Origin of the sequence: Lacticaseibacillus parakribbianus (assembly GCF_025490915.1) — a bacterium.
Taxonomy (GTDB): Bacteria; Bacillota; Bacilli; order Lactobacillales; family Lactobacillaceae; genus Lacticaseibacillus; species Lacticaseibacillus parakribbianus.
Map to the genome: position 1 here is coordinate 23,492 of NZ_JANQBA010000009.1, position 12,509 is coordinate 36,000.

The 12,509-nt window shown below is 62.0% G+C and carries 9 protein-coding genes; 2 read left to right on the forward strand and 7 right to left on the reverse strand.

Annotation, left to right across the window (positions count from 1 at the left end):
- Positions 1-417: 417 nt before the first annotated feature.
- Complete coding sequence (locus NUH19_RS08540; protein WP_262316136.1) at positions 418-903, reverse strand: class Ib ribonucleoside-diphosphate reductase assembly flavoprotein NrdI; 486 nt, start codon at positions 901-903, stop codon at positions 418-420.
- Complete coding sequence (gene nrdF / locus NUH19_RS08545; protein ID WP_262316137.1) at positions 900-1,898, reverse strand: class 1b ribonucleoside-diphosphate reductase subunit beta; 999 nt, start codon at positions 1,896-1,898, stop codon at positions 900-902. Before nrdF ends, NUH19_RS08540 begins: the two co-directional genes overlap by 4 nt.
- A gap of 155 nt (positions 1,899-2,053) precedes the next feature.
- Between nrdF and nrdE the strand changes: the two genes are divergently transcribed.
- A complete protein-coding gene (gene nrdE, locus NUH19_RS08550) occupies positions 2,054-4,225 on the forward strand; it encodes a class 1b ribonucleoside-diphosphate reductase subunit alpha (RefSeq protein ID WP_262316138.1) in 2,172 nt (723 codons plus the stop codon).
- 162 nt (positions 4,226-4,387) lie between these two features.
- Here nrdE and NUH19_RS08555 read toward each other — a convergent pair whose 3' ends face one another.
- The 4 genes from NUH19_RS08555 to NUH19_RS08570 all read right to left on the reverse strand — a co-directional run bounded on the left by NUH19_RS08555 (position 4,388) and on the right by NUH19_RS08570 (position 10,567).
- Positions 4,388-6,133, reverse strand: coding sequence for a GGDEF domain-containing protein (locus NUH19_RS08555; protein ID WP_262316139.1), 1,746 nt, complete (start codon positions 6,131-6,133; stop codon positions 4,388-4,390).
- 409 nt (positions 6,134-6,542) lie between these two features.
- Positions 6,543-7,202: an EAL domain-containing protein gene (locus NUH19_RS08560; protein ID WP_262316140.1), complete on the reverse strand. Its 660-nt coding sequence runs from the start codon at positions 7,200-7,202 to the stop codon at positions 6,543-6,545.
- A 158-nt stretch (positions 7,203-7,360) separates the two neighbouring features.
- Positions 7,361-8,053 (reverse strand): EAL domain-containing protein, encoded by a 693-nt coding sequence (locus NUH19_RS08565; RefSeq protein WP_262316141.1) that lies wholly within the window; start codon positions 8,051-8,053, stop codon positions 7,361-7,363.
- 183 nt (positions 8,054-8,236) lie between these two features.
- Entirely contained in the window at positions 8,237-10,567 is a 2,331-nt protein-coding gene (locus tag NUH19_RS08570) for an ABC transporter ATP-binding protein/permease (protein WP_262316142.1), read from the reverse strand.
- A gap of 135 nt (positions 10,568-10,702) precedes the next feature.
- Between NUH19_RS08570 and NUH19_RS08575 the strand changes: the two genes are divergently transcribed.
- Positions 10,703-11,185, forward strand: coding sequence for a MarR family winged helix-turn-helix transcriptional regulator (locus tag NUH19_RS08575; RefSeq protein ID WP_262316143.1), 483 nt, complete (start codon positions 10,703-10,705; stop codon positions 11,183-11,185).
- Between the two features lie 348 nt (positions 11,186-11,533).
- Here NUH19_RS08575 and NUH19_RS08580 read toward each other — a convergent pair whose 3' ends face one another.
- Entirely contained in the window at positions 11,534-12,220 is a 687-nt protein-coding gene (locus NUH19_RS08580) for a hypothetical protein (protein ID WP_262316144.1), read from the reverse strand.
- Positions 12,221-12,509 lie beyond the last annotated feature (289 nt).

The window sequence follows — 12,509 nt, forward strand, 5'->3', positions numbered from 1 at the left end:
CGCCGGGTCAAGCGGGTGACAGTCACACAGCGGGCGGCCGCTCAAAGCCAGCCGCTATGTAACTTTCATGTTGTAACTATAACAGCTTCCAAAGCCTGTTGCAAACCACACCGGCCGCCGCTTCGCCCTGAGGCCGCTTACTTTAATTCGTTCACGGGGGTAATCATTAATTTAATTCCCGCTTTTGGCGGCCGCATGTCCGGTCTCACCCCCTCGCGCCGCCGCAGCCATAAGCTTTATCATCGCCACGTCGCCGATTATAATTTTTCCAAAAATATTTTTTGAAATTCGTGTCTTGTCACAACCTAGCAGCCGCCAGCGGTGGGTGCCAGATCATTTATTCACAAGTATTTTGGGCTTTTTTTCAATTTAGCCGGCAAAAAAGGACCGCTGCTTCGCAGTGGTCCTGCTGTTGAATTAACGCGCCAATGCCCGTTTAACCCCGCGCCGGGCGAAGTCGACCTGGTACTTGCACAAGGCGGTATAGATGCGAGCGGCCTCCTCGTCGTTGCCGCGCAGCTCGAACAGCCCGATCACCGGGGAGTTGTAGCGCCGGGCGTAGTGCTTGGCGGTCAGGCCGAACTGGGCGTTGAAGTTGCGGTTGCCGGAACCCACGATGCCCAGCAGGTTCGCCGGATCCGCCTGGTCCAGCTCGTCGCGAAAGTCCAGGGTCATCACCTCGCGAACGCCGTTGTTGATGCCGTCACCGCCGTCCAGGTAGGTCGGCACCATCGCAAAGAACGGGTGATCCATGATGTCCGAGTCCAAAGACTCGGTGTACTCGACGGCATGAATCTCGGGTTGGCTGGCGTCGGCCTGGTGAACCTTGCTCGCATAGGCCACCAGCCGCTTGACAAAGGCGCGGGTGTTGCCGGAAATCGACACGTAAAACAGGTTGATCACTGGTTGTCACCGTCCTTGGGGTCGGCGATCACGTCGATGTTGTAGTCGTCATCGCTCATCGCCTCGACTTGCCCCAGCAGGTAGCCGTTGCCGACCTGGGAGAAGAAGTCGTGGTTGGAGGTCGTGGTGTTGATGCCGTTCATGATGATCGGGTTGACGTCGCTAGCCGTCGTCGGGAACAGCCCGTCCTTGCCCAGGTTCATCAGGGCCTTGTTGGCGTTGTACTCGACGAAGGTCATCACCTCTTGGGTCCAGCCGACCTGGTCGTAGCACAGCCCCGCGTACTTCTGCTCGTTTTCGTACAGCTTGTACAGCAGGTCGTAGGCCCAGTCGTCTTGCTTTTGCTTCTCGGCGGCACTCAGCTGGTTGTAGCCGATCTGGTACTTGTAGCCGATGTAAGTCCCGTGAACGGACTCGTCGCGCAGGATCAGCTTGATGATCTCGGCGACGTTGTTGAGCTTGTTATTGCCCAGGTAGTACAGCGGCGTGTAGAAGCCGGAGTAAAACAGGCAGGTTTCCAAGAAGACGTTAGCGACCTTCTTGTGCAGCGGATCCGGATCGTTGCGGTACAAGTCCACGATCCACTTGGCCTTGTTTTGGAGGTACTCCTCGGAGTCGGACCACTTGAAAATCTCATCGATTTCGCTTTGCGTGTTCAGCGTGGAGAAAATCGTCGAGTAAGACTTAGCGTGGACGCTTTCCATGAACTGAATGTTGTTGAGCACGGCCTTTTCGTGCGGCGTGATGGCGCCTTGGGTCAAAGCCCGCATGCCGTCTTGGCTTTGCACCGTGTCCAGCAGGGTCAGGCCGCCGAAGACGTGGCCGACGACCCACTGGTGAACGTCGTCCAGCTCGCGCCAGTCGTCCATGTCGTTGGACACGGGAACGCGGGTGTCGAGCCAAAACTGCTCGGTAAGCTTCTCCCAGGTCGCCTTGTCGACATCGTCGCTCACGCGGTCCCAGTTGATTGCCTGGTAATTGTCGGTGAATGTCATGTTTAACTCCCTCTGCGTGCCGGCCGCGCGGCTGGCACGCACGCAATTGGTTTCAATATGTAGGTCATCAATTGACCGCAACCACAATATACAGTATTATACCGTTATCGGCAAGTTATAAAGCGCCGCTCACCCGGCGAAAAAGGAGCACGCACATGGGACTCAAAGACATCGACCCAGAGCAGGTCACTTACTTCAAATTAAACAACGAGATCAACATTCCCGTCAACGGGCAGATTCCCCTGAACAAGGACAAGGAGGCCTTGGCCGCCTTCTTCAAGGAGAACGTCGACCCCAACACCATGCAATTCCCGAACCTGGCCGCGCGGCTGAACTACCTGACGACGCATGACTACTATGAACAAGGCTTCTTGGCCAAGTACAGCCAGGCGTTCATGGATCAGCTCAACGACAAGCTGCAGCACGCCGGCTTTGCCTTTCAGTCCTTCATGGCGGCCTACAAGTTCTACGCCCAGTACGCGCTGAAAACCGACGACAACCAGCAGTACCTCGAGAATTTCCCCGACCGGGTCTTCGCCAACGCCTTGTTTTTCGGCGACGGCGACGAGCAGCTGGCCGAAACGCTGGCCGACGAAATGATTCACCAGCGCTACCAACCGGCCACCCCGTCCTTTTTGAACGCGGGGCGGGCCCGGCGCGGCGAGCTGGTGTCCTGTTTCCTCCTTCAGATCACCGACGACATGAACGCGATCGGCCGCGCCGTCAACTCCGCGCTTGAGCTGTCGCGCATCGGCGGTGGCGTCGGCATCACCTTGTCCAACCTGCGCGAAGCGGGGGCCCCGATCAAGGGCATCGAAGGCGCCGCCAGCGGCGTTTTGCCGGTGATGAAGCTGCTTGAAGACAGCTTCTCTTACTCCAACCAGCTGGGCCAGCGTCAAGGCGCCGGGGTCGTCTACCTCAACGTGTTCCACCCCGACATCATCTCATTTCTCGGGGCCAAGAAGGAAAACGCCGACGAAAAGTACCGCGTCAAGACCCTGAGCCTGGGCACCATCGTTCCCGACAAGTTCTACGAGCTGGTGCGAGAAGACCGCGACATGTACCTGTTTTCGCCTTACTCCGTCGAGCGCGAGTACGGCCAGCCGTTCTCCTACCTGGACATCACCAAGGAGTACGACAACCTGGTCGCCAACCCGCGGATCAAGAAGACCAAGATTCGCGCCCGCGACCTTGAAACCGAAATCTCCAAGCTGCAACAGGAATCCGGCTACCCTTACATCCTCAACGTCGACACGGCCAACGCCGCCTCGCCGATCAAGGGCAAGATCATCATGAGCAACCTGTGCTCCGAGATCATGCAGGTGCAGACGCCAAGCCTGTTGAACAACCGCCAAGAATACGACATCATGGGCACCGACGTCTCCTGCAACCTGGGGTCGACCAACATTCCCAACCTGATGAAGAGTCCCGACTTCGAGCGCTCGGTCGACGCGATGGTTCGCGCCTTGACCTTCGTCACCGACCACTCCGAAATCGACGTGGTCCCAAGCGTTCAAAACGGCAACGACCTGGCCCACAGCATCGGGCTTGGCGCCATGGGCCTGCACACCTACTTCGCCAAGCACCACATGCACTACGGCTCGCCGGAGTCCTTGGACTTCACCAACCAGTACTTCCTGCTGTTGAACTACTACACGCTCAAGGCCTCCAACAAGATTGCCCAGGAGCGCGGCCAGGTGTTTGACAACTTCGCGGCCTCCAAGTACGCCGATGGCACCTACTTTGACAAGTACCTGAACCAAGATTGGGCCCCGAAGTTCCCCGAGGTGGCTTCGCAGTTCGCAGGCATTCACCTGCCGACCAAGGCCGACTGGCAGGCCCTGAAGGAGGCCGTGATGAAAGACGGCCTGTACCACCAAAACCGCATGGCGGTGGCGCCGAACGGCTCGATTTCCTACATCAATGACACCAGCTCCAGCCTCCACCCGATTGTCAACCGCATCGAGGACCGCCAGGAGAAGACCATCGGCACCATTTACTACCCGGCCAGCGGCCTGGCCAACGACACCCTGCCGTACTACCAAAGCGCCTACGACACCAACATGTGCAAGGTGATCGACGTTTACGCCGCGGCCCAGCAGCACGTCGACCAGGGCATGTCGATGACCCTGTTCATGCGCTCGACCATCCCCGCCGGCATCTACCCGTGGAAGGCCGGCCGCACCGACAAGATGACCACGCGCGACCTGAACATCCTGCGCAACTACGCCCACGCCAAGGGCATCAAGTCGATCTACTACATCCGCACATTCACGGATGACGCCGACGAAATCGGCGCCAACGCGTGCGAAAGCTGCTCCATCTGACCACCGCCAAAAACCCCGCTCGCGACGCTGCGAGCGGGGTTTTTGGCGTGTTGGCGGTGTTCAGGGCAACCATGGCCGCTCAACCCAACTGATGGCGCCACACCAAAAGGCTTGGATCAGCGCCTGAGCCCTGAATCGTCAGGCGCAATGACCCGGCGCCGCTCAGCTGAAGCGCGGCAACGCCGGGCGGTCGAAGTAGTACCCGCTGGCGAGGCGGCCACCACGCGCCGTGCCAAAGGCCTCAGCGGCCGCCGCGTTCTCAATCCCGGTGGCCACCAGCTCGCACCCCTTGGCCCGAGCGGTGGCGATCAGGCGGTGGCACTCACTGGGCCCAAAGGCGGCGGCCAACCCCGCGTCATCGACCCACAGCGCGGCCAGCCCGAGGTGAAGCGCCGCCGGCACCGCCGTCGGCTCGCACACCGCCCCCACCCGAAAACCGGCGGCCTGAAGCGCGGCCCAGGCCTTGGGCTCGGGCAGCGCGGTCAGCCGCAGCTCGGGCCGCGGCAGCTTCGGATGCGCCGCGACGTGTGCCTCAAGGGCGGCCAGCACAGCCGGTGCCGCCAGGTTGCTGGCGCTGACGGTCACCACCACCGGTGTCGCAATCGCGCAGGTGGCCGCAAAGGCGAGCTGGTTGGCCAGCGGCACGGGCTCGGGCAGCGTCAGCCAGCGCTCGACGTCGTAAGCGTAACGCCCCACCTCGATCACACTGGCCACCCGCCGCGCTTCGGCGGTGACGTCCACCACCGCTTGCGTGTAGAACGTGTAGGTCTCAATCGCTGGCCGCGTCGCCCGCCGCTCGGTTTGCCCATCGACGGTCACCGTGTCGCGGCCGGCGTGCTTGCTTTGGTACAGCGAATCGTCGGCCTTGGCGAACAGCGCATCGACGCTTTGATCCGCCGCCTGCAGGCTGGCGACGCCGATGGACAGACTGAGCCGCACATCGGCGGTCGCGACCTGAAACGTGCGGCCTCGCACGGTGGCCCAGCAGGTGGTCGCAAGCGCCGCGGCGGCCGGCGCCAAAACGCCCGGCAGCAGCACGTTGAACTCCTCGCCGCCGGTGCGGTAAAGGGTGAACTCCCCCAACACCCCGCGCAGCGCGTCGGCCACCCCGGCCAACAGCGCGTTGCCGGCCAAGTGGCCGTAGTGATCGTTGAGCTGCTTGAAGTGATCCAAGTCGATGGCCATCATCGCCAAAGGCTGCCCCGTGGCCTGGGCGTGCGCGAACGCCGTCACTAAGTCGCGCTGGAAGGTCGCGTAGTTCTTGGCGTTGGTCAGCGCGTCGTAGGTCGCCTGCCTGGCGTTGTCGGCGCTGATGCGGCGAAACAGGCGGTTGCGGCGCAGCGCCACGCCGGTCGCCACCACCGTCAGCGAATACAGCCCAAGCCCCACCCCAAGCTCGGTGAGCCGCCGCAGCGGCAGCAGCAAGAATGGCCAGTAAACAAGCCCCACCACGGAAAAGGCCAGGATGTGCCGTGCCACGTGGTAGCGGATCGCGTGGCCCAGCCGCCGCACCACAGCCAGCCACAAGACGATCAGCCCGGCGGCAAGCCAAAAAGCCGGTCCCTGAAGATTACCGGCGTGGTGGTAGGCCAGCATCGCCAGCAAGGCGGCGGCGCGGAGCCCAAATTCGCCGCTAGAAGTCCCCTCATCCAGCGTGATGAAGACCAAGATGAACAAGGCCATGTTGTGAAACATCAAGGCGCGGTCAACGCTGACCGTGTTGACCAAGTACAGGGCCGCGGCCAAGGCGATTGCGGCAATGGCCACCCCCCACCGCCGCAGCGGCTGACGCTCGGCCAGCAGGTGCTGCCAGTAGGCCGTGTAGCTGGCGACAAACCCCGTCGCAAAAAACAGCGTGACCCCGGCCGCGGCACCTAACGACCAAGCTTCTCCCCAAATCGTCTGCATGAACGCTCCCCCAAGCTCACCGCGGCAGCCGCCGCGCAAGTTACCATTAGCGTACGCGACTTGCACGAGCGATACAAGCACAACACGCAAAAAGGCCATCAAAAAGATGGCCAGCTGTCAGGATAACGGTCAACTCCCTTGCGGGCTGCACAGTTGACCTTGTCGGCTTGGGGAGCCGAGATTAATGTCAGTGAGTGGCGCCGGCAGTTTGGGGGAGAGCCGGTGCAACCGTTTCAAGAGCAAAAAAACCCGCCGCAACGGGGAAGTTCCCTTGCGTACGGGTCGTCCTTTCCTGCCAACAGGGCTTGCGGAAAGGTGAGCAGTTTTCGTCTTGAATACAGAAATTAGAATACCATTCAGGGCGGCCTTGTGCAACCCTTTGCCAACTTTTTTTCAAAAAACCGATGGGTCAGCCGATGGCCATCAGCTCTGGCCGCCCGTAATGGTAGCCCTGCAGCACATCGGGGTGGTAGGCCTCGATCAGCGTGAGGTCGTGGTCATCCTCCAGCCCCTCGATGGCAAAGAGCTTGCCGTCCTTGGTCGCGCGTTGCCGCCAGGTCGCAAGCAGGGCCTGGGTACCCGGTGCCGTTTTTTGGCCCGGGAAGTTCTGCAAGGCGAACTTATACTCGCTGGTGTAAGGCATCAAGGCGGAGACCAGCGCGTCTTGATTGGCGCCGGTGCCGACATCGTCGAGCACCACCCGGATGCCGGCGGCGACGTAGGCATCCGCCGCCGTCTGCAGCGCCGCCAGCGTGATGCCCTCCTGCGCCTCGGTCAGCTCGACGAACAGGTTCATGTGCCGAAAGGCCTGAACCCGCCGCAACGCCTGAATGAAGGCGTCATCGACGAACTGGGTCTGACTGAGGTTGAACGAGACCAAGTCCAGCGTGACCGGCATCGCCGCCAGCGTCTGCGCGAGCAGCCGCGCGATGTCGTCGGGCGGGTAGCTGTTGAAGTCCGCCGGCAGCTGCCAGCGGCCGCGCTTGAACTCCCGCAAAAGCAGCTCGTAGCCGATTTTGACCAGCGGCGCCGCGTTCTTGTACTTGGGTTGACCAAAATACCTGAGCATCGTGTTCCCTCCCGAAACCAAAACGGCCCGCACGCATCTGGTATGCGAACGGGTCGTGCTGCCGATGGCAGTTGAGCATGTCTATTGATTACCTCTAATCTACCACGCCACCGGCGAGCGGTCAACGCCGCGCCGCGCCGCGGCGACCGGGTACCCGCTCACCGCCGCGTTCGCACCACCCGACTCACCGCCGGCACCGGCTCGCCCAGGTAGCGGCCTTGAAGCTGTGCCCCCGGCCACGCCGCACGCAATGCCGCAAGGTCGCCGGCGGACTCGACGCCCTCGATCACAAGCGTCACCCCCGCCGCCGCCGCGCGTTGGGCCCAAAACGTCAGGCGGTCCAGCACATCGGCCGGCGCAAGCACCGGTTGCAGATCCTGCAGCGCAAACTTGTAGGTGCTGGCGTAAGGCGTCAACCCCTCCACCAGCCCGGGCAAATTCTGCCCGGCCCCGACATCGTCGACCACGACGGCCACGCCGCTGGCGGCGAAGCGCTGCGCCGCGCCGATCAGCTCGCGGTTAGGCACCAAGGCGTCGCGCTTGGACGTCAGCTCGACTTGAAGCTGCGGCTTGCAGCCGGCGTTCAGCGCCGCCACCGCCGCGGCGAACGCCGGGCGAACGAACTGGCGCGGGTGCAGGTTGAGACTCAGGCTGGGCGTGGTCTCCCCAAGCGTTCGGATCACCGCCTGCGTCAAGGCCACCAGCTGGTCCGGTGACATCGCCTCGACGTTGAGCGGCAGCTCCCACGCCCCGCCGTAGCGGGTGCGGGCGAGCAGCTCGTAACCGGCGAGTCGGGCCTGGTCCCCTGTCCAGGCAAAAATCGGTTGCTTAAAAAACGTCATGGTTGGCATGCGAGTTCCCCCAAACGCGCGTGAGCAAAACGGTGACAGGTCTACCTGTACGGTATCAGTAAGCGGCGGGTTTTTCAATCATAATCTTCGAACAACCAGACAAGCGACCGCCTTTGCCCAGCCCGACCACGCCAAAAGCGCCGCAGCCCCCGGTAAGTGGGAGCTGCGGCGCCAGCAATTGGCCTATTCGGCTCGCAGCGCGATCGCCGCGTCTTTTTTGGCCGCCATCCGGGCCGGCACATGGCCGCCGAGAATGGTCAACACCGTGCTGATCAAGACCAGCACAATCGCGTGAACCGGGTTGAGCACCGCCACGCCGGAGAGGCTGGTGACGCTCAACAGCACCGCGTTAATCGGGAAGGTCAACGCCCAGGCCACGAAGATGCCGAACACCCCGGCACCAAAGCCCAGGATCAGGGTCTCGGCGTCGAACACCCGGGTGATGTCCTTCTTGCGGGCCCCCAGCGCCTTGAGTACCCCAATTTCCTTGGTTCGCTCCAAGACACTGGTGTAGGTGATGATGGCGATCATGATCATCGAGGTCACCAGGCTGATGCCGGCAAAGGCCACCAGCACGTAGGTGATCGCATCCATCAAGCCCCCGGTCATGTCGGACACCGTGCCGGCGAGATCGGTGTAGATCACGCGGTTGGCCTTGGTCTTACCCTTGTTGTACTTGTCCAGGTAGGTCAAAACCTTGTCCTTGAGCTTGAAGGTCGTCGGGTAAATCTGAATCGAGGTCGGCGTGTCGCTGCCGCCGAGGCTGGTCACCAGCGCCGTTTTGGTCGCGGCGTCCATGCTTTGGCCCGTGATCACGTTGGTCGCGGCCGCCTTTTGCGCCGTCACGATGGCCGAATCGGCGTTGGCGGACAAAACCTGCTTGGTCAAGGCCGCGCTGTAGGCGATGCCGCTGGCCAACAGCCCGTCGGAGTTCTTCGACTTCACCCGGATGATGCCGCTGATGGTCAGGGTCTTGGTGCTTGCGGCGCTCGCCGCCTTGGCGAGGTCTTGCGTCGGCATGTAGGTCCCGGTCGGCAGCTTCTGGTAGTAATCGTCGTTGGCCACCAGCTTGACCTTGGTGCCGACGAGGTCGGTAAAATCAAGCTTTTGGTTCTCGCTGACGTCAAAGCCGAGGTTCTTTAGCGCGTTGATGTCCACCGTGTTGTCCTTGTTGATCACCAACACGATGTCCGTCGCCTTGGTCGGGTACTTGCCGGCGATCACCTTGTAGTAGGTCTTCAGGAAGCTTTGGCCGCCGTCGCGGTCGATCGGGTACACCGTGCCGCCGATGCCGGTCGAGGCCGCCATCATCGCCTGGGCGTTGATCGTTTTGCTGTCCGGGTTAGTGGTGGAGAAGGTCACGCTTTGGTACTTGCCGTTGACCTGGCGCAGCAGGTTCAGCCCCGTGCCGTAGGTGACCGCGATGTTTTTGGCGTCGGCCTTGGGCAGCTTGTTGACGTAGCTCAGGTAGCTGGCGGTCAGCTTGTTGACGTGCTGCGCCTTTTCGGCATCCGACTTGGCGGCCGTGACGGTTTTGGTCTTGGCGAAGGTCTTGGTCTTGGTGCCGGTCATCATCGCAGACGTGTCGGTACCGGTTTGCGAGATGGTCACCGGCATCGAGGCCATCGCCTCGCTTTGGGTCTTGTTGATCTGCTTTTGGAACCCGTTGGACAGGGCCAAGACCACCGCGATGCCGATGATGCCGATGCTTGAGGCGAACACGGTCAAAAACGTGCGGCCCTTCTTGGTGCGAATGTTGTTGAAAGACAGGCGCAGCGCCGTGAAGTAGCTCATCTTGGTGTGGTTGAGCTTGAACTGGTCGGTTTTTTCGTGCTCGACGTGCGGGTTGGAGTCGTGCTCGATCTTGCCATCCGCGAACTCGATCACGCGGTCGGCGTACTTGTGGGCCAGCTCCGGGTTGTGGGTGACCATGATGACCAACCGCTCGCGCGACAGGTCCTTGATCAGCTTCATAATCTCCTCGGAGGTCTCGGAGTCAAGCGCCCCGGTCGGCTCGTCGGCCAGCAAAATCTCGGGGTCGTTGGCAATCGCCCGGGCGATGGCGACGCGCTGCATCTGGCCGCCCGACAACTGCTGGGGGTTCTTGTGCATGTGGGCCTTGAGCCCGACGCGAATCAACGCATCTTCCGCCCGGTGCTTCTTCTCCGCCGCGGGAACGCCGGACAGGGTCATCCCCATCTCGACGTTTTCCATAATCGACAGGTGGGAAATCAGGTTGTAGGACTGGAAAATGAAGCCGACCGAGTTGTTGCGGTAGGCGTCCCAATCGGCGTCCTTGAAGTCTTTGGTCGACTTGCCCTTGATCAACAGGTCGCCTGAGTCGTAGCGGTCCAAGCCGCCGATAATGTTGAGCATCGTGGTTTTGCCTGAGCCACTGGGGCCCAGGATGGCCACGAACTCCTGCTGACGAAAGGCCACGGACACGTCGTCTTGCGCCTTGGTCAGGGTGTCGCCGACGTGGTAGTACTTCTTGATGTGTTTGAGTTCGAGCACGGTCTACACTTCTTTCTTCGCGAATCTGGGTTGGTATGCGTTCATGTTACTTGAACAGTTAACAAAAGTCAACTGTTCACGATTGATAAATATCGGTGATGATGCTACACTGGGGAAGACAAAGGAGCTGACGCATTGAAACCCGATCACCGATTCTCGGACACCGCGCTGTTCGCCAACTTATTCACCACCCTGGCCCAGGCCGTGATTCAAAGCCTGTCGCAGACCCCGCTGGGCCTCAGCGAGCTTGAGCTGATCACCGTCATCACCGTATACAGCCGCCCCGGCATCACCATGTCGGAGCTGGCCCACGAGCTTGGGGTCTCTGCCCCGCAGCTGTCCCGCACCGTCGGTCAGCTCGAGGCCCACGACCTGGTGCGGCGCGAGCACAACCAGGCCAACCGGCGCAAGGTCAACGTGATGCGCACCGCGGCCGGCAAGGCGCTGGCCGAAAAGCAGATGACCCTCGTTCAGGCCAAGCTGGCCGAGCGGTTGGCCGGCCTCTCGGCAGCCGACCACAAGGCGCTGGCCGATCACCTCGAGGCGACCATCGCGCTTTTGGCTAAGGTCGGCCTGGTGCAGCTGCCACCGCCAGGCGCCGACGGGTGCGACAACTAACGCATTGTCGCACACCGCCTGCACCGTGCCATCGGACCAAAGGCGGATTGTGACAAGCCGTCATACACAGCGACCCCCTGCATCCTTTGCGCGATGCAGGGGGTCATTTGGGCTGTGCCGCCACGCAGCGGTCCTTTGGTCGACCGGGGTGCGGCAGGCGCGGTGGGCAACCGAATGACGCATCGCCGCCGACACCGGTGAATCACCTCAACTTTGCCTAGTTGAGTGCGGTTTTCCGCCTTAATTCAAGCCTAACCGATTGACGCGCTGCAAGGCAAGGCAGACGCCTCGGGCAACGCGGCGCCGGCAAGGTTTGGCGCCGCGGGACCCCTCCCGCGGTAGCCCCAGTCAGCGCCGCGCAAACCCCGCGGTCAGCAGGCTCAAACCGGTGCTGAGCCCGGCCACCACGAGGCCAGCCACCGCCAGCAGCCCGTTGAGCCGCCGCCAGGCCGCAAGCCCCGTTGGCCAGGCCCAGGCCAGCACCGCAAACACCACCACTAGCAGCGCCGCCGCGGCCGGCGTTCCGCGCAGCAGCTGCCGCAAATCCGCCACGGACAACACCGCGCCCAGGCTCAGCGCCAGGCTCATCAGGCCCCAGGCGAGCACGCCGGGCCAGTTCGGGGCGAGCGTCGATTGGCCGATGGCGGCCCAGGCGACGCGCGGCCACCAAACCGCCTTGCCGACCAGCAAAATCGCACACGCGCTGGTCCACACCGGGGCCCCCGCCGCCAAAAACAGTCCGAGGTGCTGCCACCACGACCACCGCCGCAGCCGAAAGGTCACGTGCCCGGCCGTCTCGCCCCGGGCGCGCAGCGAGAATTCCGCGACCCGCAGCCCAAACAACGCCCCCACCAGCGCATGGGTGGTTTCGTGCCACCACAGCCCAGGCTTTGCCCACCAGACATGGGCGCTGTCTCTTTGGGCCAGGTTCACCAGCCGCTGCAGCGTCGTGTGGTTGATGCCGGTGAGCAGGGCCGCCAAGCCGCACCACAACACTAGCGTGGCGCCGGCCGTCGTCATCAGATTCATTAACATGCGTCTGCTCCTTTCGCTGGGTCTGAGATGACCTTCCAACGGACCGATTGGTGGCTAGGATCACCGCTCTAACCGCGCAATCCCCCTCTCGGCCCTTACTGCCAGTGTAAGGCCGGGGGTTGACGGTTGTAACCTTATTCGGCGCGTCTGAGTGAAACATAACCTTAACTCAAAAACGGATCACACTAGGCATTGTTGTGATCCGTCTCGCTGCGACAGGAGTTCTGTGTCCCGAGGATTATCTACTTATTCTTTTCGAACGCAACCCGGTGGGCTCGCTACCCGTTGT